Genomic DNA, 23,111 nt, shown 5'->3' on the forward strand with positions numbered 1-23,111 from the left:
GCCCGTCATGGCGGCGGCCCACCTCTGAGGGGCCTCAGTCATGGCGGGCGCACCCATGTTCGTCTCCACCGTGCGCGACCTAGCCTCCAGTCCGTCATCCATCCGCACGTCTGGAGGCTCTCCATGGTTCTGCCCCTCGGTGTCGGACGGGCCCCGAGAAGAGGCACCGGCCTCGGCGCTCTCACCCTGGCCGCAGTCGCCGTCCTGCTCCCCTCACCGGCCACGGCCCGGCCTGCTCCCGATGCCCCGGACGGTCACTGCGCCCGTCTGTCCCAGCTGCGTGTCCCGGCGGCGGCACGTCAGCAGGCCGACTGCCTGGACGAGCTGACCACGGCGGGAACGGCGGCCACCGGCCACACCGACCCGGCGGACTGGGCAGGGCTGACGCCGAAGAACCTGGCCACTCCCACCGGAGTGCCCGGGATCCAGATCGACGGCTACTTCCCCGACACCTCCACCACCAACACCAACCACGGGTGGAACCACGACGCCCAGTTCGTCATCCGGCTGCCCGACCGCTGGAACGGTGGCCTGGTCGTGGCCGGCACCCCCGGTAACCGCGAGCAGTACGCCAACGACCGGGCCATCGCCGACTGGGTGCTCGCCCGCGGTTACGCCTACGCCGCCACCGACAAGGGCAACACCGGCCCCGCGTTCTACCGTGATGGCTCCCGGCCGGGCGACGCCGTCGCCGAGTGGAACACCCGCCTCACCCAGCTGACCCGGGCCGCCCGCGCGTCGGTCGCCCAGCGCTACCACCGGCCGCTCGAGCGCACCCTGGTCACCGGGATGTCCAACGGCGGCTACCTCGTGCGCTGGCAGCTGGAGAACCATCCCGAGCTGTACGACGGAGGAGTCGACTGGGAAGGCACCCTGTGGCGCGCGGAGGGTCCCAACCTCTTCACCTTCCTGCCGGCCGCCCTGCGCGACTACCCCACCTACGCGGCAGGCGGCCCCGCGGCCGGCCAGGCGCGCGAGGCGCTGCTCCGCGCCGGGTTCCCGGCCGGCTCCGAGTTCTTGTGGCCGTACCACCACGAGGTCTACTGGGATCTGACGCAGCGCGTCTACCGCGAGGAGTTCGACCCCGGCTTCGATGGGGAGAAGGAAGCCGGCACACCGTATTGCGCCCCGGGGACGGTCCCGGGCTGCGATGCCGACTACGACTACGCCACCCGCTCCTCCGGCGTCCACGCGGCCGTGGAACGCATCGCGTTGACCGGTCGTATCGGCAAGCCGCTGATCACCATCCAGGGCACCCTTGACGTGCTGCTGCCCGCCGGCCGGGGCTCCGACGTGTACGCGCGTATGGTCCGGCAAGCGGGCCTTGGCGGCCGGTACCGCTACTACCGCATCGAGGACGGCACGCACACCGACGCCCTCGTCGACACCTTCCCCGACCGACTCCGGCCCTTGCTGCCGTGTCACCGCTCAGCCTTCACCGCCCTGGAGAGCTGGCTCACCACCGGCCACCGCCCGCCCGCGAACCACACGGTCGTCCGGCCCGCAGGTGCCGACCAGGCGTCCCTGCTCGCCGAGTGCCGTCTCGACGGATGACCGCCCGGCGGCCGTGAGCACGAGCCACGGCCGCCGTACGCCCTCCCCGTACCGTCACCCGGCCGATGCCGGGCGGTGTCCCCGACGCCACACCGCGCGGGTGTTCAGCGTCGAGGAGAGCCGCGAGGTCGGGTCACCGTCCACGAGCACCAGGTCCGCCGAGGCGCCGGGCTCGATCCGCCCGCCACGCGTGGGCGGGATCCCAGGCCGGCTGGGCTGGGCCCTCAGCCACTCCAGCGGATCGTCCGTCAGCGCATCGACAGCCTCCTCATCGCTCACGACCGGCCCCGACAACCGTGTCACGCCGGGCATCCCGCCGGCGGGGGAGAGGCGACGGTGCGCGGGCGCGCCACTCTCGTCGCGTACTCCGCCCTGGTGCGGACCGTACACGCCCCTTTCGGTTTGCCTCTGAGGCAACTCAGCGTATGCTGGCGGTCGCCCAATGTGAGGACCTTGTAACCGCCCTTTATTCCGGATGACTTGGTTCCGCAATCGCCGCTGACTGAAGTGGTCCGTACAAGCAGCGGCGAGGTGTTCACCACCTCGGCGCCTCGCCTGGAGGACTTCATGCCTGAGATCTATTTCCGCGTCCGCTGGCCCGACGGCGAGACCCAGCGCTGTTACTCCCCCTCCACGGTGGTCGAGGACTACTTCACCGCGGGGAGTGCCTACGACCTCGCGGACTTCGTGGACCGCAGCCGCACCGCCCTCGGTATCGCCGGTGAGCGGGTGAGGGAGAAGTTCGGCTTCCACTGCACCGGCGCATCCGACCAGCTCGCGCGGATCGAGCGCACCGCCTCCGCCTACGCCTCCCTCCCGGGAGCCAAGGTCACCGTCGAGGCGCTGGTCAACGCGGACGGGAGCGCACGGTGAGCGCGGCGGTACGGCTGGCCGGAGCCCACTTCCCGGTGGCGGTGGTCGGCGGCGGACAGGCGGGTCTGTCGATGAGCTACTGCCTGCGCCGGCGCGGTGTCGAGCACGTCGTGATCGAGGCGCATCGGGTGGCACACGAGTGGCGCGAGCGTCGCTGGGACACCTTCTGCCTGGTCACCCCCAACTGGCAGTGCAAGCTGCCCGGTTTCCCCTACCGGGGTGACCACCCCGACGGCTTCATGGTCCGCGACGAGATCGTGCGGTACCTGGAGGACTACGTGGCCTTCTTCCGGCCGCCGCTGGTGGAGGGGGTGGCCGTCACCAGGCTGCGCCGGGCCGCGAGCGGTGTGTTCGAACTGAGCACCTCCGAGGGGGACTTCACCACAGACCAGGTGGTGGTCGCCACCGGCCCGTACCACACCCCGTCCGTGCCCCGCATGGCCGAGCGGCTGCCCGAGGGCATCGCGCAGATCCACTCCTCCCGCTACCGCCACCCGGCCCAGCTCCCCGACGGGGCCGTGCTGGTGGTCGGCACCGGCCAGTCCGGCTGCCAGATCGCCGAGGACCTGCACCTGGCCGGCCGGCAGGTCCACCTGGCCGTGGGCAGCGCACCGCGGGTCGCCCGGTTCTACCGGGGCCGCGACTGTGTGGCCTGGCTGGACGACATGGGCCACTACGCCAGGAGCATCGACGAGTTCGGCGACGCCGACGCGGTCCGGATGCGCGTCAACCACTACGTCACCGGCCGCGACGGCGGCCGTGACATCGACCTGCGGGCCTTCGCCCGCGACGGTATGCGGCTGTACGGGCGGCTCACCCGAATCCGCGGTACCGCCCTGGAGTTCGCCGCCGACCTGAAGGCGAACCTGGACCACGCGGACGCGGTGGCCGAGGGCATCAAGGACGCCATCGACGCCTACATCGCCGGGCAGGACATCCCGGCTCCGCGGGAGACCCGGTACGTACCGGTGTGGGAGCCCGCCGAGCAGCCGGGCCACCTGGACCTGGAAGCGGCCGGCATCACCTCCGTGGTCTGGTCGACCGGTTTCCGCCGCGATCACCGGTGGGTCGAGATACCCGTCTTCGACGGGCGCGGCTACCCGATGCACCGGCGCGGTGCCACCAGCACACCCGGCCTGTACTTCCTGGGACTGCCCTGGCAGTACTCATGGGGCTCGGGACGGTTCGAGGCGGTGGGCCGGGACGCCGAGTTCCTGGCGGACCACATCGACGCCTCCCGCCGTACGGCCGACGTCTGCGGCGCCCTCACCGGCGCGCCGGCCGAACTCGCCGCCGCGCTCCCCATCGGCTGAAAGCACCGACATGGTCTTCGACGCACACCGCCACATCGGCGTCCTGCCCGCCTACCCCTTCTACGGGGGCCCGCCCGTCAACCCCGACACCACCGCCCGTGCCACGGTCGGGCAACTGATCGCCGACCTGGACGCGGAAGGCACCGAACGCGCCCTTGTCCTTCCCAACTACGGGGTCCCGGACCCCGCCGTCGCGTTCTCCTTCAACGAACTGGCCGTCGAGGCCGCACAGCGCGACGACCGGATCAGGGCCGGGCTGTGGGTATCGCCCCGGCCCGAGGACCAGGACCGGACCCTCCAGGCCCTGAAGCTGGCCGGTGAGGAGGGCGTGCGCGCCCTGAAACTGAGCTTCCTGCTGGGTGGCCGCCCCACCGACCCGGCCTGCCGGCCCCTGCTCGACCGCATTTTCGCCGAAGCCGCCCGGTACGGACTGGTGGTCCATGTGCACACCTCGCCGGGCGCCGCCTCCGACATCGACGAGGTCGGCCACCTCGTCGACTGGTACGCCGGCCAGGTGCCCGTTCACCTCGTCCACTTCGGTGGTGGGATGAGCGGCCACATCAAGCTCGCCGGCTCCCGGTTCTTCGACTGGATCGCGGCCGGCAAGCGCGTCTACACCGACCTCTCCTGGGCCATCGGCTTCGCGCCCCGCTGGCTCGCCCAGGAGATCGAGCGCCGCGGCATCGGCCACGACCGGGTGCTCTTCGCCAGCGACCAGCCGTGGGGCGACTTCGCGGGCGAGTACGCCCGCCTCGCCGCGGCGACCGGCGGCGGCGCCCTCGGCGAGCTCGTCTTCCGGGACACGTTCGCCGCGCTCTACGACTGACCGACCCGACCACCGCACCGCACAGGGAGACAGCCATGTCCGAAACCCCGGCCAGCGCCGAACTCACCGACGTCGAGCAGCAGTCGCTCAACGAGATCCCGCACCCCTCACTGCCCGAGGGCTCCAGCATCTACGGCTCCACCAAGGTCTTCCCCGACTACCAGGCCGAGAACGGCGAGACCTACTTCACCCTCGTCCACGGCATCGCCCACGAGTCGTCGGTGTCCTTCGTCGCCGTCCTGCAGGCCACCCGCGCCCTGCGCAAGGGCTTCGAGACCGCGATCTACTTCTACGGCCCCGGCTCCCTCAACTGCCTGGCCACCCGCGGCTTCCCGACCACCGGCAACTCCGCCTTCCCCGGCGAGCACAACATCAACAACCAGCTCAAGACGTTCATCGCGGAGGGCGGCAAGGTGTACTGCTGCCGCTTCGGCCTGTCACTGCACGGCGCCCGCGAGGAGGACCTCATCGAGGGCGTCATCCCCACCCATCCGCTCGACGTCCAGGACGCGCTGATCCACTACGCGCGCAAGGGCGCCATCATCAACTCGACCTACCAGCTGTAAGGGGCACGACGTGAGCGTTGGCACCGGAACGACAGGTACGGCGGTGGACGTGCGGATCACGACCCGCGCCGAACTCGCCCTTCGAGGAGTCGCGTTGGACGCCCCCGTGCGGCGGCCGGACGGCGCGGGCCCCAGCGACGACGGACACGTCCTCGTCGACGGTGCCAACGCCGCGCTCCCCACCAACCCCGGCAGTCCCTACCGGGTCCGCGACGGCAAGGTGTGGCTCGGCGACGAGGACACCGGCCTGACCCTCACCGCCGTACGACGGCCGAAGTTCTACGACCTGACCACCGCCGACGGCGTCCCCTACGAGCACATCGCCCGCCTGCACGGCGCCGACGTCCTCGCCACCACCGTCGTGCAGACCTGCGTCCGCTACGCCGAGGCCGACCGCTGCCGCTTCTGCACCATCGAGGAGTCCCTGCGCTCCGGCGCCACGGTGGCCGCCAAGACACCGGCCCAGCTCGCCGAGGTGGCCAAGGCCGCGGTACGGCTGGACGGCATCAAGCAGATGGTGATGACCACCGGCACCACCACCGGCCCGGACCGTGGCGCCCGCACCCTCGTACGGTCGGTGCGCACCGTCCTGCGGGCGGTGCCCGGACTGCCGATCCAGGTGCAGTGCGAACCGCCCGGCGACCTGTCCTGGATCCGCTCCCTGCACGACGCCGGGGCCACCGCGATCGGCATCCACGTCGAGTCCCTGGACGAGGAGGTGCGCCGGCGCTGGATGCCCGGCAAGTCCACCGTCCCCCTGGCCGAGTACGAGGCGGCGTGGGACGAGGCGGTAGCGGTCTTCGGACCGAACCGCGTCTCCACCTACCTGCTGGTCGGCCTGGGTGAGGACCCCGACGAACTCGTCGAGGGGGCGGGGCGGCTGATCGAGAGGGGCGTGTACCCCTTCGTCGTCCCCTTCCGGCCCATGGCCGGCACCCTCGCGGCCCGGGACGGCGTCCCGGCGCCGAGCGCGGAGCGCCTGACCTACGTCACCCGGGGCGTCGCGGCGAAGCTGCGCGCGGCCGGGATGAACGGCGCCGACCAGGGGGCCGGCTGCGCGGCCTGCGGGGCGTGCAGCGTGCTGCGCTCGGCGGGTGGCTGAGATGTACCTCGACGGATCCGCCGCGCCCCCCGCCTCCGGCGAGACTCCCGACATCCTGGCCCTGCTCGGTGACCGCAGCACCCTCGCCCGGCAGCCCGCCTTCCACATCGAGGAAGCCGACGGGCACGGCGGACTGCGTGCGTACCGGCGCCTGCGCCGAGACGTCTTCGTGCACGAGCAGGAGCTGTTCTCCGGTCACGACCTGGACGACTGGGACACCGACCCGCGCACGCTCGTGCTCATCGCCAGGGACCGCACGGGCACGGTCGTCGGCGGAGTGCGGCTCGGCCCGGCGACCGGCGGCCCCGACATCGGGTGGTGGCAGGGCGGTCGCCTGGTCGTCGCCCCGGCCGCCCGCGGAGCGCACGGCATCGGCGCGGCCCTGGTCCGGGCCGCCTGCGCCCGCGCCGAGGCGGAAGGCGCCCTGCGGTTCGACGCCGCCGTCCAGGCCCGCAACGAGGTGCTGTTCCGGCGGCTGGGCTGGCAGCGGGTCCGTGAGGTCACGGTCGCGGACGCGCCCCACGTACTGATGCGGTGGCCGATCGGGCGGATCGCGGCGCAGGCGTCCGCCGCCAAGGCCGCCCTCGGTCCGCTGCTCGCCCCGCTCGCCACCGCCACGCCCGGCTTCGTCGGCGACGACGGCGCGCCGGTCCCCGGCACCGATGTGCTCGCCGCGTGCGACGCCATCGTGCCGTCCATGGTCGAACGCGACCCGGAGTGGGCGGGCTGGTGCGCCGTCCTGGTCAACGTCAACGACCTGGCGGCCATGGGCGCCTCACCGCTCGGGCTGCTCGACGCGCTCGGTGCCCGGGACGCCGCGCACGCGGCACGCGTCCTGGCCGGACTGGGCCGGGCCGCGCGGGCGTACGGCGTGCCCGTTCTGGGCGGGCACACCCAGCTCGGCGTCCCGGCGGCCCTGTCCGTCACCGCACTGGGCCGGACCCGGCATCCGGTGCCCGGCGGCGGCGGACGCCCCGGCCACGCCGTACGGCTGACCGCGGACCTCGGCGGCGCCTGGCGCCCGGGGTACCGGGGCCGCCAGTGGGACTCCACCAGTCACCGCCGTGCGGACGAACTGCGGGCGATGACCGGCGCGGTGGCGGTCACCCGGCCCGCCGCGGCCAAGGACGTGTCGATGGCCGGCATCGCGGGCACCCTCGGCATGCTCGCGGAGGCGAGCGGCTGCGGGGCAGTGCTCGACGTGGCCGCCGTGCCCCGCCCGCCGGAGGCGGCCATGGGCGACTGGCTCACCTGCTTCCCCGGCTACGCGATGCTCACCGCCGATGCCCCCGACGCGCCGCCGCTCGCCGCCGGGCCCGCCGCGGACGCCGTGTGCGGGGTGCTGACCACGGGAGAAGGAGTCGGGCTGCGCTGGCCCGACGGAGACATCACCGAAGCGGTCACGGCCACGGTGACCGGGATGGGAACCGCATGACCACCCTGCGCATGGCGGCCGTCGCCGCCGAGTTCGGCCGCGATCTGGAGGACGCCTTCGCCACCGTCGAACGGCTGATCAAGGAGGCCCGCGCCGAGGGCGTACGGCTGCTCGCCCTGCCGGAAGCCTGCCTGGGCGGCTACCTGCTCAGCCTCGACGACGACACCGCGCTCGACGAGGGGCCGCCCGCCCTCGCCGTGGACGGGCCCGAGATCCGCCGGCTGGCCGCGATGGCCGGTGAGATGACCGTGGTCGCGGGCTACTGCGAGGCGGGCGGGGACGGTCTGCGCTACAACAGCGTCGTCTGCGTCAGCGGCGACGGCGTCCTCGGCAACCACCGCAAGGTGCACCAACCGCTGAGCGAGGACGCCAGCTACGCCTCCGGCGACCGCTTCCACGCCTTCGACACCCCGGTCGGCCGGATCGGCATGATGATCTGTTACGACAAGGCGTTCCCGGAGTCCGCACGGGCGCTCGCGCTCGACGGAGCGCAGATCGGGGTGTGCGTGTCGGCCTGGCCCGGCGCGCGGACCAACGCCTCGGCCGACCTGGCCGAGGACCGCTGGAAGCGCCGCTTCGACCTCTTCGACCGGGCCCGCGCCCTGGAGAACCAGATCGTATGGCTCTCGGCCAACCAGGCGGGCACCTTCGGGTCACTGCGCTTCGTCGGCAGCGCCAAGGTCGTCGACCCCGGCGGCGAGATCCTCGCGGACACCGGAGTCACGGCCGGGACCGCCGTCGCCGAACTCGACGTCGCACAGGCCCTCCAGACCGCCCGCCGGTCCATGGGACACCTGCGCGACCGGCGCCCGGACGCCTACACACCCTCAGGAGCGGCAACCGCATGAGCACGATCAGGATCGCGGCCGCGGCCGCCCACTTCGGTCGCGACCTGGAGTTCGATCTGGCCCGCGTCGGCAAAATCATCGACGACGCGCGCGCATCCGGTGCGGGGCTGCTCGTCCTGCCCGACGCCGCGCTCGGCGGCTACCTCGCCGACCTGCGCCACCCCGATCCCGACGCCCTGCCCCCCGCCCTTGAGCCGGACGACCCGCTGATCCTCGAAGTGGCCCGTCGCGCGGCCGAGATGGTGGTGTGCGTCGGCTACTGCGAGGACGGTGGCACCGAGCGCTACAACGCCGCCGTCTGCGTCAGCGGCGACGGCGTCCTCGGCCGCCACCGCAAGGTGCACCTGCCGGCCGGCGAGGTCGCCGCCTACACCCCCGGCGACCGGTTCGACGCCTTCGACACCCCGGTCGGCCGGATCGGCATGCTCATCGACTACGACAAGACGTTCCCCGAGTCCGCCCGCTCCCTCGCCCTGGACGGCGCCGAGATCCTCGCCTGCCTGTCCGCCTGGCCCACCAGCATCACCAACCGCGCCCCGCGCATGGCCCAGGACCGGCAGGCCAAGCTCTTCGACCTGTACGACCAGGCCCGCGCCGCGGAGAACCAGGTCGTCCTCGCCTCCGCCAACCAGACCGGCGCCATGGGCGGCATGCGCTTCCTCGGCCAGGCCAAGGTCGTCGGCCCCGGCGGCGACATCCTCGCCCGCACCTGGGCCAAGGCCGGCCTCGCGGTCGCCGAGGTCGACGTGGCCGAGGAGATCGACCGGGCCCGTCGCATCCTGCACCACCTCGGCGAACTGCGCCCCTCCGCCTACCGGGAGAGCCCGTCGTGAACATCGCCCTGCTGAGCTACTCCACCAAGCCGCGCGGCGGAGTGGTCCACACCCTCGCCCTCGCCGAGGCCCTCGCGGCGGCGGGCCAGGACGTCACCGTGTGGACACTGGGCCGGGACGGCGACGCGGGCTTCTTCCGCCCCGTGGACCCGGCCGTACGCCTGCGGATCGTGCCGTTCCCGCACGGCCCGGAGAACGAGACCGTCGGCGAGCGCATCCTGCGCTCCATCGACACCCTTCGCGACGCCTTCGACCCGGCACCGTACGACGTCGTCCACGCCCAGGACTGCATCAGCGCCAACGCGGCCGGCCGCTGCGTCCGCACCGTCCACCACATCGACCACTTCACCACACCGGAGCTGGCCGCCTGCCACGAGCGGGCGATCGTGGAGCCGTACGCGCACATCTGCGTCTCACGATCGGTGGCCGGGGAACTGGCCCGGGGATGGGGGCTGACCCCGGTCGTCATCCCCAACGGGGTGGCGTACGAGCGTTTCGCCACCGTTGCCCCGGAAGCCCGCGCCGCCTGGCGCTCCCGCCTGGGCCGCTACGTCCTCACCGTGGGTGGTATCGAACCCCGCAAGGGATCGCTGGACCTGCTGGAGGCGTATGCCGCGGTGCGCACCGCCCGTCCCGATGTGCGGCTGGTGATCGCGGGCGGCGAGACACTGTTCGACTACCGTGCCTACCGGGCCCGTTGGGAGGCCAGAGCCGCCGAGCTCGGTGTCGAGCCGGTCGTGCTGGGGCAGGTCGCCGAGGAGGAACTGCCCCCGCTGGTCGCCGCCGCCGGTGCCTTCGCCTTCCCCTCCGTCAAGGAGGGCTTCGGACTGGCCGCCATGGAGGCGCTCGCCGCGGGCGTTCCACTGGTGGTCCGCGATCTGCCCGTCCTGCGCGAGGTGTTCGACGGCGCCGCCCGTTTCGCACACGCCCCCGACGACCTGGCCGCCGCGCTCGGCGCGGCGCTCGCGGCCGACGACCCGGCCCGGCGGGCAAGGGGCCGACAGCTCGCCGCGCGGCACACCTGGAAGGCGGCCGCCGAACGGCATCTGGCCTTCTACCGCACGCTCGGCTGAGCAGCGCGTTCCACCGCGACCGGCGGCGCGGTCAGCACCGCCGCCATGCTCGAAGGCGCCGCCGGTCCACCCGGGCGTACATCGGCGAGGTGACACATCGCCATGGCCGGATCGTCCCTCAACGGTGCGCACCCGTGCCAGGGGAGCGTCTGGCGTCACGGCCCGGACCGTGCCTCCAGCTCGTCGGACATGCCGAGTGGGAAGGTGGGCCGGGCGGTGGCCGGGGGCGCGGCCGGACCCGAGGCACGGAAGGTGCGCCGGTACGCCGACGGGGCGACCCCCGCCTCCGCCGCCAGGTGCCGGCGCAGCGAGGTGGCGGTGGCGAAGCCGACTTCGTGGGCGACCCGTTCCACCGGCAGGTCGCTGGACTCCAGCAGGTGTCGCGCCCGCCGCAGCCGCTGCTGGGTCAGCCAGCGGCCGGGGCTCAGACCGGTCTCCTCCCGGAAGCGCCGGGCGAAGGTACGGGTGCTCATCGCCGCGTGCGCGGCCAGCTCGTCCAGCGACAGAGGCAGTTCCAGCCGCTCCAGCGCCCAGTCGCGGGTCGGCCCGGTGCCGGTTCCGCTGGCCGGCGGCAGCGGCCGCTCGATGTACTGCGCCTGCCCGCCGTCCCGGTACGGCGGCACCACGCAGCAACGGGCGACCTGGTTGGCCACCTCGCTGCCGTGGTCCTGGCGCACCAGGTGCAGGCACACGTCCACACCGCTCGCCGCCCCCGCGGAGGTCAGCACGTCACCGTGGTCGACGAAGAGCACCTCCGCGTCCAGCTCGACCCGGGGGAACAGCTCCTGGAAGTGGCCGGCGAGCGCCCAGTGGGTGGTGGCCCGGCGCCCGTCCAGGAGACCGGCGGCGGCCAGCAGGAAGGCGCCGGTGCAGATGGACACCAGGCGGGCGCCGGGACGGACGCGGGACAGGGCGGCGAGGGCCTGCGGATCCGGAGTCGCGGCCGAGGCCCGGGAGATCGAGTACGGCGGGATCACCACCGTGTCCGCCTCGGCCAGCACGTCGGGACCGTGCCCGGGAGTGACGGTCAGGTCCGAGTCGGTCCGCACGGGCTGCCCGTCCACGCTCGCGGACAGCACCTCGTAGCGGCCGTCGGCGGAACCCAGGACCCGGTGCGGGATGCCGAGTTCGAAGGGATAGACGCCGTCGAGGGCGAGGACGACGACCTTATGGGCGCCGGGCCGCGGGTCCGGGCGCATCAGGCGGTCCAGTTCGGCCGCGCGGTCGGCGAGGTCATGGGCCCGGGAAGGCGGGGGCAGGGCGGACGCGGGGCGGGCGGCAGGGGCGAGAGGCATGGCAGGAATGTATCGGAGGATGACCTTCTTGCCATCGTGCTGGGGCGGATGGCACGGCCAGGATCGAGGCATGACTTCCACGGACGCTCCTGAGAACTTCGACTCCCCGGCCCAGGCGGCCGTCACGGACTCCCCGGACTCCGCCGCCCCGGACAGTGCCCCTGTGATGCTCGCTCTGCACCAGACGGCCCTCGGTGGCCCCGAGGTCCTGCGGCTGACCGAGCTTCCGCGGCCCGCGCCCGGCCCCGGGGAGATCCTCGTCGCCGTGCACGCGGCCGGACTCAACCCCACGGACTTCAAGCACCGCGCCCTGAGTATTTTCCTGCCGCCCCCGCCGCTGACCCTCGGTTGGGACGTCTCCGGCACCGTGGTGCAGACCGGCTTCGGCGTCACCCTCTTCCAGCCCGGTGACGAGGTGTTCGGCATGCTGCCCTACCCGTACGGGGCCGGCTCCCACGCCGAGTACGTGACCGGCCCCACCCGCGCCTTCGCCGCCAAGCCCGCCGGGATCGACCATGTCCAGGCGGCCGCGCTGCCGCTGGCCGCGCTCACCGCCTGGCAGGCCCTCGTCGAGACCGCGGACCTCCGGGCCGGGCAGCGGGTGCTGATCCACGCCGCGGCCGGCGGTGTCGGTCATCTCGCCGTACAGATCGCCAAGGAGCGCGGCGCGCACGTCACCGGAACCGCGAGCGCCCCCAAACACGACTTCCTGCGCGAGCTCGGCGCGGACGCCTGCGTCGATTACCGCTCCGAGGACTTCACCGACACCGAGGAGCGCTACGACGTCGTCCTCGACGCCCTCGGCGGGGAGACCGCCACCCGTTCCGTGGGCGTGCTCCGCCCCGGCGGCGTCCTGGTCTCCCTGGTGCCGACCGCCGAGGACACCCGGGCCGCGGCGGAGAAGGCACAGGTCCGCGCCGTCACCCTGCTCGTCGAGCACGACCAGGCCGGTATGCGCGCCGTCGCCGAGCTCGTCGACCGGGGCAGGCTCCGCGCCCACGTCTCCGGCACCTTCCCCCTCGCCGAAGGCGCCCGCGCGCACGCCCTGGGGGAGACCGGCCGCACCACGGGCAAGCTGGTCATCACCGTGCGCTGAGACGGGACGGCCGCGAGGTACACCGCCCCGACCTGCCCGGGGCTATGCCCGAGCTCGGCGGGCCACCTCCTCGATCGCGTCCGCGAGGAGGCCGGACAGCTGCGGCGGCAGATCATGTCCCATGCCGGGGATGAGGCGGAACTCCGCACCGGGAACGCTGTCGGCGGTATCCCTGCCGCATACCGGGGGGATCAGCGGGTCCTGCTCGCCGTGGAGGACAAGCGTGGGCGCGGTGATCGTCCTCAGCTTGGGACGGCGGTCGGGCGCGGCGACGATGGCGGCGTAGTGGCGGGCGGATCCGGCCGGGTAGTAGGAGCGCTCGACGTCGGCGGCGAACTGCGCGCGCATGAAGCCTTCGTCGACGGAATAGGCGGGGGACCGTGTCAGCCGCCAGTGGCTGAGCATGTGGTCCACGAAGCCCTCCGGGTCTTCGTGGGCGTCCGGCGGTGTCCGGGTGAACTGCTCTGTCAGTTCCGGCGACGTGGCGGGAAGGTCCGGATTGGCCGTGGTGGACATGATGGAGGTCAGGGAGAGGACGTGGTCCGGGTGGTCGGCGGCGACGAGCTGCGCGACCATGCCGCCCATGGACGCGCCCACGATGTGTGCCTTGGGAACGTGCAGCGCGTCCAGCAGGCCCACGGCATCGGCTGCCATGTCGTCGAGATGGTAGGCGACGGGGGCGGGGTCCCCCTGTGCCACCGCCGTGGCGACGGCCTCCATATCCGGAAGGCCGGCGGCGTCCATTTTTTCGGACAGCCCGACATCGCGGGCGTCGTACCGGATCACGCGGAAGCCCTTGGCCGCAAGGAGCTCGATGAGCCCCAGCGGCCACTGGGTCAGCTGCCCGCCCATCCCCATGATGAGCACGATCGCGTCCCCGTCCTCGGGACCGTGGGACTCGTACTCGATCGTGATTCCGTTCGCGTGTGCGTGAGGCACGGGCGTTTCCCTTCGGTGCGGTTGGTCGGACGGAAGAACCACAACCCGGTCCTCGGGGCCGTGGCGCGGTGCGTCCGGGGCGCTCGGTGACGACCCCGGCCGCCCGGTCAACGGGCGCGGGAACTTCGGACACGGTGCTCCTCGGACACAGAAGCGGCGGGGCCCGCCGTTTCTGTTCCAGCACGATATGGCGAGGCCCGCCGGTTAGCAAACCCGGAGGTCACGCCGTACCCAAGGCTCGTCGCGCCGTGACGGAGGAGGGGATCGCCGACCATGGCACCGACGCTGCCCCGCCTCCCCGTCCGCCGCGCACCGTCGGCTCATATGGGGGCTTCGGACGCCGGCCGCCGTGGACGACGCCGGACCCCGGCGCCGGGCCCGCGGCGGTTCCCCGGCCCACACCCCGACGACGCGACGGGCGGCGACGAGGACGTGCGACGACGGGTCTCACCCGACGAGTGGTCCGGCCTCACGCGACCGTGAGCACGATCTTGCCCTGGATGTGTCCACGGGCGGCTCGTTCGTGCGCCGCTCGGGCATCCGCGAGCGGGAATGTGCTGTCGATGGCGACGCGAAGCGTGCCCGCGTCGAGCAGATGTCCGAGTTCGGCGAGCTGCGCGCCGTTCGAGCGCACTTGGGTGCCGGAGGTCGTGACGCCCAGCTTCGCGGTCTCTTCGGGGTCGTATTCGGCGACGAAGACCGGGTACAACGCGCCGCCGCGCTTGAGCGTGCGCAGGAAACGACTGCTGCCGGGACCGCCGACGGTGTCGAGCACGAGATCAACGTCGTGCGCGATGTCCTCGGGACGGCTCTTGGTGTAGTCGATGAACTCGTCGGCCCCCAGTTCGCGCAGGAACGACTCATGCGTACCCGAGGCGACCGCGATGACGTGCGCACGCTTCCACTTCGCGATCTGTAGCGCGAAGTGCCCCACGCCGCCCGCGGCGCCGTTGATGAGCACCGTCGTCTCGTCGTTCAGTGCCATCGGGCGATGCTGCGCCGCCTGAAAGGGCGACGGATGATCGTGTCCGAGTTCGATCAGGAACTGCCACGCGGTGAGTCCCGCCATGGGCGCCCCCGCGGCGTGCACGTGATCGAGGTGAGCCGGCTTGCGTGCGAGGTCCGACGCGGGCGCGGCGACGTACTCGGCGTACGCGCTGCCTTCGAGGCTGGGGAAGCGAAGGAGACCGAAGACCTCATCGCCGACGGAGAAGCCGTCCACCTCCGCGCCGACGGCCGCGACGACGCCCGACACGTCCGTCCCCGGAATCACGGGCAAGCTCAGCTTGGGCCTCATCTCGGGAGGCACATTGGGCATTCCCTCGCGTACGTACCAGTCGGGGGGATTGACGCCAACCGCGTGCACGCGGACGAGTACCTCACCCGGTTCCGGCTCGGGGATCGGCACCTCCTCGTACCGCAGCACCTCAGGGCCACCGTGCTCGTGCAGCCGGATGGCCTTCATCGTGTTCGTGGGCATGGCCTTCGCCTTTCACCGCGGATGAGCTACCGTTTGGTTTCGGTTTCGGAGCAGTGCTCCGAATATAGGCGGAGCACTGCTCCGATTGTCAAACCAGGAGACGTATGCGAGCCGACGCCAGGAAGAACTGCGACCAGCTCCTCGCGGTCGCGCGTACCGTCGTGACCGAGCAGGGCGCCGACGCGTCGCTGCGCGACATCGCCCGCAAGGCCGGCGTCGGGCTCGGCACGCTGTACCGTCACTTCCCGACGCGGGAGGCGTTGCTCGAGGCCTTGCTCCGCGCCGGCTTCGACGAACTGGCGGCACAGGCGGGCGAGCTCGAGACGTCGGATTCGCCCGGGGACGCTCTCGTTTCGTGGCTGCGCGACTGCGTCGCCTGCGCACATGAGTATCGGGGCGTGGTGGCGCTGATGGTGGCCGCCCTCGAAGACACCGAGTCCGCACTCCATGCTTCGTGTGTCGCGATGCGCGCGGCGGGCACGCGGCTCCTCACCCGCGCTCAGACCGCGGGCGCGGCACGGACCGACATCGATGGCACCGACCTGTTCGCGCTGGTCGGGGCACTCGCGTGGCTCAACGACCAGCCCTCGCTCGCGCCACGCGCCGATCATCTCTTCGACGTCGTCGCGAGCGCGATCCTGACCGAACGAACCGGGCAGTGTCGCCGAGGAGGAACACCACCTCGGCCCGCCGCCTGATGACGCCGCATCGAGCGCACGACGGCGCTGCCGCGGCGGGGCGACCTCAGCATCACCGAGGTCTGCACCGAGGCCGGCTGCGCGTCGCTCGGCACCTTCACCACCCGCTTCACCGAGCTGATCGGCATGCCGCCCGGGACCTTCCGGCGCCGGGCGGCCGATGCGGCGGCCGACCGTGCCGATGCTACTGAGAGCACACCCGGGCCGCCCGCGGCCCGCCGGGCCCGTTCGCCGAGGAGCACGACGTCCGCCGGCGCCGGCTACGAGGCAACCTGCCGCAGGCGTTCGGTCACGCCCAACTCCTCGAGGCGGCGGTACGCCTCAGCGGTGACCCGGACGCCTGAGTCCGCTCACCCCCACCGCTGTGGTGCGTGCGTCACTCGGTGGCCGTGACTCGCCTAGGAGCATCGTGGCCACTGAGTCCGGGCCAGGACGGCATCAGCGACCTGTTCGACCGTGTGTCCGTCGGTGTCGAACCGGAGATCGCCGATCCCGGCACTTTCCAGCAGGGCGGCCGAGGCCACCGCCTGGTCGGCGATCCCCAGCAAGCGCGTGGTGGGCTGCCCCCGCAAGGGGTCGCCCGGCTGTTGCCAGCCCTCACCGCGTCCGCGCCGCATGATCCGCTGCGTCAGTTCCTCCCGTCCGGCGTGCAGCCTGCACAGCGTGATCTCCGCCGGGGACAGCGCATCGCCGTAGGCCATGAGGGCGGCCTCGTCCCGGACCGGGCCGGTGACGACCAGAGCCCTTGCCCCGGCCGTCCGGTAGTTCCGCCACAAGGCCGCCAGGTTACCGGCCTTGAGCCGGTGGTCATCGGCGTCGTCCGCCGGAGCGGGGCCGCGGCAGCCGATCTGGTCCAGATCCAGGTAGGCGGCGGTGTACCCGGCGCGCAGAATCCTCCGGTAGACCGCGAACCCGACCGCGGACTTCCCCACGCCGGTCGCGCCGCACACCCACAGAACCGGGCCGTCGGCACGGTTCACCGCCCCTCCCGGCGGTTCGACGGCGCCGACCGACTGGCTCTGGGGCGGCGGCCATGCGCCGATGCGTGCCAGGACGCGCCGTGCCACCTCGGACACCGGTAAGCCGCTGGTGTCGACACAGGCGTCCGCGAACGCACTCCTGTCGAGGGCGTCGGCTTCCCTCAGCACGTCCTCGACCGGCGTGGCATCGCCTCCCCGGCCGATGAACCGCCGTCGGAGCTCATCGTGGCCGGCACGAAGCCGGCACACCGTCGGCGCGGCCCGCTGAATGCTGTCGGTGTGCACTCCACGGGCAGGATCGACCACTCCGGAAACGATGAGACACTCCACGCCCGCCGCCAGGAAACCTCCCGCCACCGCATCGAGGTTGCGCGCCTTCATCCGGTGCCGCCCCGGGTCGGTCGCGGGCTCGGGATAGCAGATGCCGAGCTGGTCGATGTCGATGAAGCCGACCTCGGTCCCGGCCTGTGCCAACTGGGAGTACAGCTCCCAGGCGACCGTGGTCTTACCGACTCCCGGCGGGCCGCACAGCCACAGAACGGGAAGCACATCACCCCTCACGGGTCCGTCACCGCGTCCGGGGAAGGTGCCGTGATCACAGCGAAGCGGGGCCGGGTCCATCGGCCCATGGTCGCGTCCGCCCTCTCGCCCGTCCACGGATTTACGCCGCCGCGGTCCTCCGGACGGCACAACCCAGGTGCCGAGGATCTGTACCGGATCGCGGGGCAGATCCTCGCCATCCACGGCGCCGAACGCGGCCGTATCGACGGCGGTGGTGAGCGGTGCGTGCCGGCGGTCGGCCGAACCGGCCGCAGCGCGAGCCGGCTCACGCCGCGCCCGGACCCGGCCGCGTGCGGCGGTCCCCTCCGCCGGGCCGGTGCAGTCCGTGTGCCGGTCGGGGTGCTCACCGCTCCCGCTCCGGAATCCGGTGCGGGGTGGCGAGGATGCGTTCGGCGTGGTCCTCGCAGGCGGCGGGGGACAGCGCCTGGAGGCGGGCGGCGTCCCGCGCACCGCATGCGGAGGGGTTCGGGGGGACGGCCCGTCCTTCGGCCTGCCCGGTCAGCGTGATCGCGCAGACGGTGCCGTCGGCGAAGCCCGGAAGCCTGACCCGTGCGCCGGACCGCCGCCCGGGGCCGGGACGGCCCGGCGGGCGGTTCGACCACGGGGAGGAGCCATCGGATCGCGGGTTCTGCGCTCGGCACATCGTCGGACGTAGCGGGTGTTACACCGGCGATGGTAGTCGGGAGTGCACATAGGCCGTGAGTCCGGTGCCCGGCAGGCGGTGCGGGGTCCAGGTGCGGGCGTAGTGGGGCGGACCGGAGCGGGTCCTGGCGAGGGCGGCGGCGGGTTCGCGGGCGGCGTGGCGCAGCAGGGTGTGCGGGGTGGTACTGCGGTTGTTGCCGGTGACGTTCGCCGAGGCGCAGCCGGTGTAGTAGCCGATGGGCGGTGCGTGTGCGCCGCTGACCAGACAGGGCGGGGTGAGTCCGAGGTGGCGCAGGTCGTGCGCGGCGGTGCGGTAGCGGTGGGCGGTGACGCGGGCGTCGGCCGTGTTGCGGTCGAGGACCTGGACTTGCGCGGACAGGTGCAGGGCGAGCAGTACGGCCGCCGAGCCGGCGGCCAGGACACGCGCGCGGGGCGGGCGGACGGCCCGTGCGCAGTGTGCGGCCACGGTGGCGAGGGGGAGGGAGAGCAGGGCGTAGGCGGGCAGCAGGAAACGCGGTGCGGAGTAGTCGATGAGCAGCAGGTACGGGATGCTCAGCGCGGTGGCGCAGGCGATGGGCAGCACGATGGCTTCGCCGCGCCGGGTGCGCCGGGCCAGGACGCAGGCGATGAGGACGAGGGCGGGCAGGGCCAGCCACCACAGGGTCAGCTCGGGGTGGCTGAGCGGCACGTGGCAGGGGCGGCAGAGCAAGGGACCGTTGAGACTGCGCCACGCCATGCCGCCCGCCCAGTGCGCGCCCATACCCCCCTCGGTGGCGCTGGAGACGTGCAGCCGGGCGCCGACCCCGCCCCAGCGGGCGTATGCCTCCGCGATCCACTCGGCGCTGCCCAGGGCGAGCCCGCCGGCCACGGCGAGCGCGGGCGCGGGGCATCGCCAGGCCGGGACGATCGCGCACGCCGTGAGCAGGGGCAGGGCGAGCCACACGCCGTCGGAGAAGCGGAAGCAGGTGGCGGCCGCGACCATGGTGCCCAGGCCGAGCAGGGCGCGTCGCCGCGTATCGGGGAGTGGGGCGCGCAGGAACCAGCCGGTCGCCGCCACCGCGGACAGCGCCACCCACAGGTTGGGCATGGCCTGCGGTCCGTAGAGCACGGTGGTCCACAGGCCGGCGAACAGCAGCGCGGCCAGGGCGGTCCGCCCGGGGCCGAGCAGCGGCTGCCAGACGCGGTAGGCGGCGTACAGGGCGGCGGCGGACGCCAGCGCCAGGACGGTCCGGAGGACGGTGGTGGAGTCGGTGACGGCGAGGACCGGGGCGACCAGAAGGCTGATGCCGCGTGAGCGCGGGGCGCTGAAGTACGCCGCCGGGCGGTGCGGATCCACCTGGGAGAGGTACACCGTCTCGTCCCAGCCGAGCCCCAAGTGCGGTACGACGAGGACCAGTTGGGCAGCCGCGTAGGCGAGGGCGACCAGCGCGGGCCACGGTGTCCGGCGGAGCGGTCGGATGACGGTGCGCACAGCGGTCATGCGGTGAGCACCCCGGTGCCCAGCAGGCCGAACAGCAGCACGCCGACGGCGACGCGGTAGATGACGAAGGCGTTGAAGGAGTGCTTGGCGACGAACTTCAGCAGCCAGGCGATCGAGGCGTAGGCGACCACGAAGGAGACGGCGGTGCCGACGACGAGCGGGCCGACGCCGACTCCGGCGCCGACGGCGTCCTTCAGCTCGTACAGGCCCGCGCCGGTCAGCGCCGGAATGCCGAGGAAGAAGGACAGACGGGTGGCGGCCACGCGGTCCAGGTCCAGGATGAGCGCGGTGGACATGGTGGCGCCGGAGCGGGAGAAGCCGGGGAAGAGCAGCGCGAGGATCTGCGAGCAGCCGACCAGCATGGCGTCCTTGAAGGAGGTGTCGTCCTCACCGCGCTTGTGGCGGCCCATCTGGTCGGCCGCCCACATCACGCCGGACCCGGCGACGAGCGAGCCGGCGACCACCCACAGGGATGCGAGGGGGCCTTCGACGAGCGGCTTCGCGGCCAGGCCCACGATCACGATCGGGATGGTGGCGCAGATGACCCACCAGGCGAACTTGTAGTCATGGTGGTACCGCTGTTCGCGGTGGAGGAGTCCGCGGCCCCAGGCGGAGACGATCCGCACGATGTCGGTGAAGAAATACACCAGCACGGCGGCGATCGCGCCGACCTGGATGACGGCGGTGAAGCCGACCACGGAGGTGTCGTCGACCGGGATGCCCATCAGCCCTTCGGTGATCTTCAGGTGGCCGGTGGAGGAGACGGGGAGGAACTCCGTGATGCCTTCGACGATGCCGAGGACGGCCGCCTGGCCGATGCTGATGGCGCTCATCTGGAATCCGTTTCTGTGGTGGCGGAAGCGGGCCGGGTCCGCAGCGGAACGGCGCGGTGTGGTGGGACCGTCGGAAAAGGGGGGAGGCTCAGCGGCGCCGGCGGGCCAGGGCCTGGCCCGCGCGGCCGCGCCGGCGGGCCCTGCGCCGCTGCCGGGCGCGGTCGGAAGGCGTGGCGCCGAGGCCGGTGAACAGCTCCTCGTGGGCGTGGGCGGCATGGGCCGGGTCGAGGCGGCGGGCCGCGGCGCGGGCCGCCTCGCCCATGCGACGGCGGCCGGGCTCGTCGGCGCTCCCCGTGGCCGGTTCCACGGCGGTACGGCGCGGGCGGGACCTGGGCACTTCCAGGGCCGCGGCAGCAGGGAGACGGCGACGCAGGTCGACCGTCCCGGCGAGCGGGTTGAGCGGGGTCCGCACGACCGGGACGCATCGGGCCGGCCCGATCGCCTTGCCCTGGCCGTGGCGGGTGAGCGGCTGCTCCGCGCGCCGCGCTCCGTCCCTCGGGTGCCGGCCGCGGGCGCCGATCAGCGTGGCCCGCCCGGCGCGGCGGCCGATCAGACGGCCGGTCCGGGCGCCGAGCAGCGCCCCGGCCGTTGGGGCGCCGAGCAGCGCCCCGGCCGTCTGGGCGGCGTCCAGCGGATTGAGGGCCAAAGGCACCGCGGGTCCTTTCCGGCCGTGCGCGCCCAGGGCAGAGTTCTGCCCAGGCACGTGCGCATGGCACACTTGAAGACAGCGGCTTTTACACCGGTGTAGGAGTCCTACACGAGTGTAGGAGATACGGAAAGGGACACCAAACCCATGGGCACCCGCACGCCAGGACACGGTCCCAAGCGGCCCAACGGTGCACGCGAGGCCGAAATCCTCGAACTGCTGCAGCGGGCCGAGGGCGCGCTGACCCCGCGGGAGGTCACCGAACGCCTCGGCGGCGAGCTGGCCTACAACAGCGTGGTGACGATCCTCACCCGCATGCACGCCAAGCAGCTGCTCACCCGCACCCCGCGCGGCCGTGCCTACGCCTACGCCCCCGTGACCGACGACCCCGGCTTCGCCGCCCGCCGTATGCGCTCCGTCCTGGAGGAGCGATCGGACCGCCAGGACGTCCTCGCCCGCTTCGCCGACGGCCTGTCCGCCACCGACGCGGACCTGCTGCGCCAACTGCTCGACCCCGGCCAGTAGGAAGCGGCCGCCCAGATGCGCATCGCCGTCTACATCCCCCTGCTGCTCTCCCTGCTCGCCCCCCTCGGCGCACGCCCCCTGGCGGAGCGATGCGAACCCCGCCTGGCGACCTGGCTGCTCACCGCGTCGTCCCTCGTGCTGGGCGCGGCGACCACCATCTCACTGGGCCTGCTGGCCGTCACCGGACTGATCCGGGTACCCCAGCTGGCCACCCTCGGCCACTGGTCGGCCCACACCGCACAGCGCGACGACCCCGCCGAACTGTCCGTCGCCCTGATCGCCGGCCTCCTGCTCGGCGCCGCCGTCCTCATGGCCGCCCGTATGCTCTGGCGGCGCGCCCGCACCCTGGCCGCCGCCATCCTGGAAGCGGAGTGCATGCCCGCCGAGGACGGTCTGGTCGTGGTCGAGGACGAGGCCCCCGAGGCCTTCGCGGTCCCCGGCCTGCCCGGCCGCGTCGTCGTCTCCACCGGCATGCTGGCCACCCTGGACGAAACCGAGCGCCGGATCCTGCTCGCCCACGAACGCGCCCACCTCACCGCACACCATTACGCCTTCGTCGCCCTGGCCCAGCTCGGCGCCGCCGCCAATCCCCTGCTGCGCCCCCTCGCCACGGCCGTGACGTACACCATCGAACGGTGGGCCGACGAGACCGCGGCCGCCGCCACCGGCGACCGCGAACGGGTCGCCCGCACCGTCGGCAAGGCCGCCCTCGCCGCCCACCACGCGCCCGCCCGCGCCCCGGGCGCCGCCCTGGCGATCCTCGGCCGCCGCGCCCCGCTCGCCACCGCCGGGCCCGTGCCCCGCCGCGTCGCTGCCCTCCTGGCTCCCCCTTTCGGCCGTCACCCCGTCCTGGCCGCCACGACGGCCGCCGTCCTCGCCACCGCGGCCCTGTCCACCGCCGAAGCCGCCCACGACCTCCACCTCCTGCTGGAAGCCGTCGGCGCCTGAGGGGTCCGGCGACACCTGGCCCGACAGGGAAAAGACGGGCCTTCGGGATCTGCCGGCAGCACGTTCACATCGCGCCATGTCTCGCACCTCGCTTTCCGGCCAACCCGCCGGTCCGCACCCCGTCGGACCTGGGCCGGCGCGGCCGCGGCGATGGGAATCCCTTTACCGCGGTGGGAATCCCTTTACCGCTGGCGGGGAACCAATGCGGACAGCCGGATCGGAACCGGGTGCCGCTTCCGTGATGAATTAAAACAAGGCTAAATAATTGGTGAATATTGATTAAAAGAGTCGCTGCGGAAGTCGGAGAAGCCGCAGCCGAAAGGGCTGTCCAAAACTTCACGGATGCGGCGTTGAGTGAAGACATTTTGTCCCCATTCGCACATCAATGTATCCGTCAACGTTTTATTGCCTCAGCCTTGACCGGCATTGACGGTTCCTCCTACGTTTTTGCCGCCGGATTCAGACGTTCCACCTGACGCTGCGGAGAACCGCAAAACGCTTGTCGCAAAATCAACAAGAGGATGCGATGGAGAACACTGCGAGGTCATCGGACGCCTCGCTTTTG

At 72.7% G+C, this 23,111-nt stretch carries 23 protein-coding genes and 1 pseudogene; 15 read left to right on the top strand and 9 right to left on the bottom strand.

All coding sequences use genetic code 11. From position 1 onward, the window contains the following. The first annotated feature begins 123 nt into the window (after window positions 1–123). Complete coding sequence (locus tag PS467_RS39510; RefSeq protein ID WP_311039338.1) at window positions 124–1,554, top strand: 3-hydroxybutyrate oligomer hydrolase family protein; 1,431 nt, start codon at window positions 124–126, stop codon at window positions 1,552–1,554. Between the two features lie 54 nt (window positions 1,555–1,608). Here the strand turns inward: PS467_RS39510 and PS467_RS39515 are convergent, their stop codons facing one another. Further along, window positions 1,609–1,833, bottom strand: a complete 225-nt coding sequence (locus PS467_RS39515) for a hypothetical protein (protein WP_268977303.1) — start codon at window positions 1,831–1,833, stop codon at window positions 1,609–1,611. A 288-nt stretch (window positions 1,834–2,121) separates the two neighbouring features. Between PS467_RS39515 and PS467_RS39520 the strand changes: the two genes are divergently transcribed. Genes PS467_RS39520 through PS467_RS39560 form a run of 9 tightly spaced genes read left to right on the top strand, consistent with a single transcriptional unit; the run spans window position 2,122 to window position 10,423 of the window. Continuing rightward, window positions 2,122–2,427 carry an MSMEG_0570 family nitrogen starvation response protein gene (locus tag PS467_RS39520; RefSeq protein ID WP_311039339.1) on the top strand — a complete coding sequence of 102 codons (306 nt, stop codon included), beginning with the start codon at window positions 2,122–2,124 and terminating at the stop codon, window positions 2,425–2,427. Next, entirely contained in the window at window positions 2,424–3,740 is a 1,317-nt protein-coding gene (locus tag PS467_RS39525; RefSeq protein WP_311039340.1) for an MSMEG_0569 family flavin-dependent oxidoreductase, read from the top strand. The genes PS467_RS39520 and PS467_RS39525 overlap by 4 nt, the downstream gene beginning before the upstream one ends. Before the next feature lie 10 nt (window positions 3,741–3,750). Continuing rightward, window positions 3,751–4,566, top strand: coding sequence for an amidohydrolase family protein (locus PS467_RS39530; RefSeq protein WP_268976504.1), 816 nt, complete (start codon window positions 3,751–3,753; stop codon window positions 4,564–4,566). Between the two features lie 35 nt (window positions 4,567–4,601). Beyond that, window positions 4,602–5,132 carry an MSMEG_0572/Sll0783 family nitrogen starvation response protein gene (locus PS467_RS39535; RefSeq protein WP_311039341.1) on the top strand — a complete coding sequence of 177 codons (531 nt, stop codon included), beginning with the start codon at window positions 4,602–4,604 and terminating at the stop codon, window positions 5,130–5,132. 10 nt (window positions 5,133–5,142) lie between these two features. Next, on the top strand, window positions 5,143–6,234 hold the full coding sequence (locus PS467_RS39540) for an MSMEG_0568 family radical SAM protein (RefSeq protein ID WP_268976506.1): 1,092 nt from the start codon (window positions 5,143–5,145) through the stop codon (window positions 6,232–6,234). A 1-nt stretch (window position 6,235) separates the two neighbouring features. Beyond that, window positions 6,236–7,669 carry an MSMEG_0567/sll0787 family protein gene (locus PS467_RS39545; RefSeq protein ID WP_311040094.1) on the top strand — a complete coding sequence of 478 codons (1,434 nt, stop codon included), beginning with the start codon at window positions 6,236–6,238 and terminating at the stop codon, window positions 7,667–7,669. After that, complete coding sequence (locus PS467_RS39550; protein ID WP_311039342.1) at window positions 7,666–8,517, top strand: carbon-nitrogen hydrolase family protein; 852 nt, start codon at window positions 7,666–7,668, stop codon at window positions 8,515–8,517. The genes PS467_RS39545 and PS467_RS39550 overlap by 4 nt, the downstream gene beginning before the upstream one ends. Next, the gene (locus tag PS467_RS39555) at window positions 8,514–9,350 is read left to right on the top strand and encodes a carbon-nitrogen hydrolase family protein (RefSeq protein ID WP_311039343.1); all 837 of its coding nucleotides are present in this window, start codon (window positions 8,514–8,516) and stop codon (window positions 9,348–9,350) included. Before PS467_RS39550 ends, PS467_RS39555 begins: the two co-directional genes overlap by 4 nt. Continuing rightward, window positions 9,347–10,423: an MSMEG_0565 family glycosyltransferase gene (locus PS467_RS39560; RefSeq protein WP_311039344.1), complete on the top strand. Its 1,077-nt coding sequence runs from the start codon at window positions 9,347–9,349 to the stop codon at window positions 10,421–10,423. The genes PS467_RS39555 and PS467_RS39560 overlap by 4 nt, the downstream gene beginning before the upstream one ends. Window positions 10,424–10,578: 155 nt before the next feature. Here the strand turns inward: PS467_RS39560 and PS467_RS39565 are convergent, their stop codons facing one another. Next, a complete protein-coding gene (locus tag PS467_RS39565) occupies window positions 10,579–11,718 on the bottom strand; it encodes a GlxA family transcriptional regulator (protein WP_311039345.1) in 1,140 nt (379 codons plus the stop codon). 70 nt (window positions 11,719–11,788) lie between these two features. On the opposite strand from PS467_RS39565, the gene PS467_RS39570 reads away from it, so the two are divergent. Then, entirely contained in the window at window positions 11,789–12,814 is a 1,026-nt protein-coding gene (locus PS467_RS39570; RefSeq protein ID WP_432280696.1) for an NADP-dependent oxidoreductase, read from the top strand. 42 nt (window positions 12,815–12,856) lie between these two features. On the opposite strand, the gene PS467_RS39575 is transcribed toward PS467_RS39570, so the two are convergent. Together PS467_RS39575 and PS467_RS39580 are read right to left on the bottom strand one after the other, a co-directional pair. Beyond that, window positions 12,857–13,753, bottom strand: coding sequence for an alpha/beta fold hydrolase (locus PS467_RS39575; protein WP_311039346.1), 897 nt, complete (start codon window positions 13,751–13,753; stop codon window positions 12,857–12,859). Between the two features lie 469 nt (window positions 13,754–14,222). After that, complete coding sequence (locus PS467_RS39580) at window positions 14,223–15,233, bottom strand: NADP-dependent oxidoreductase (protein WP_311039347.1); 1,011 nt, start codon at window positions 15,231–15,233, stop codon at window positions 14,223–14,225. Window positions 15,234–15,337: 104 nt separating this feature from the next. Here PS467_RS39580 and PS467_RS39585 point away from each other — a divergent pair, with 104 nt between their 5' ends. Together PS467_RS39585 and PS467_RS39590 are read left to right on the top strand one after the other, a co-directional pair. Further along, entirely contained in the window at window positions 15,338–15,931 is a 594-nt protein-coding gene (locus PS467_RS39585) for a TetR/AcrR family transcriptional regulator (RefSeq protein WP_311039348.1), read from the top strand. A 3-nt stretch (window positions 15,932–15,934) separates the two neighbouring features. After that, window positions 15,935–16,100: pseudogene (locus tag PS467_RS39590) on the top strand (helix-turn-helix domain-containing protein); the annotation flags it as partial. 229 nt (window positions 16,101–16,329) lie between these two features. Here the strand turns inward: PS467_RS39590 and PS467_RS39595 are convergent. From PS467_RS39595 to PS467_RS39615, 5 genes are all read right to left on the bottom strand, one after another. Further along, window positions 16,330–17,460: an AAA family ATPase gene (locus PS467_RS39595; RefSeq protein ID WP_311039349.1), complete on the bottom strand. Its 1,131-nt coding sequence runs from the start codon at window positions 17,458–17,460 to the stop codon at window positions 16,330–16,332. Window positions 17,461–17,815: 355 nt separating this feature from the next. Continuing rightward, on the bottom strand, window positions 17,816–18,115 hold the full coding sequence (locus tag PS467_RS39600) for a hypothetical protein (RefSeq protein ID WP_311039350.1): 300 nt from the start codon (window positions 18,113–18,115) through the stop codon (window positions 17,816–17,818). 18 nt (window positions 18,116–18,133) lie between these two features. Beyond that, complete coding sequence (locus PS467_RS39605; protein ID WP_311039351.1) at window positions 18,134–19,594, bottom strand: hypothetical protein; 1,461 nt, start codon at window positions 19,592–19,594, stop codon at window positions 18,134–18,136. Beyond that, window positions 19,591–20,427 (bottom strand): undecaprenyl-diphosphate phosphatase, encoded by an 837-nt coding sequence (locus tag PS467_RS39610; RefSeq protein WP_311039352.1) that lies wholly within the window; start codon window positions 20,425–20,427, stop codon window positions 19,591–19,593. The genes PS467_RS39605 and PS467_RS39610 overlap by 4 nt, the downstream gene beginning before the upstream one ends. Window positions 20,428–20,515: 88 nt before the next feature. Further along, on the bottom strand, window positions 20,516–21,079 hold the full coding sequence (locus tag PS467_RS39615) for a DedA family protein (protein WP_311039353.1): 564 nt from the start codon (window positions 21,077–21,079) through the stop codon (window positions 20,516–20,518). A 141-nt stretch (window positions 21,080–21,220) separates the two neighbouring features. On the opposite strand from PS467_RS39615, the gene PS467_RS39620 reads away from it, so the two are divergent. Both PS467_RS39620 and PS467_RS39625 read left to right on the top strand, forming a co-directional pair. Then, complete coding sequence (locus tag PS467_RS39620) at window positions 21,221–21,598, top strand: BlaI/MecI/CopY family transcriptional regulator (RefSeq protein WP_268976516.1); 378 nt, start codon at window positions 21,221–21,223, stop codon at window positions 21,596–21,598. Between the two features lie 15 nt (window positions 21,599–21,613). Next, entirely contained in the window at window positions 21,614–22,546 is a 933-nt protein-coding gene (locus tag PS467_RS39625) for a M56 family metallopeptidase (protein ID WP_311039354.1), read from the top strand. The last annotated feature ends 565 nt before the right edge of the window (window positions 22,547–23,111 follow it).

Origin of the sequence: Streptomyces luomodiensis (assembly GCF_031679605.1) — a bacterium.
GTDB lineage: Bacteria > Actinomycetota > Actinomycetes > Streptomycetales > Streptomycetaceae > Streptomyces > Streptomyces luomodiensis.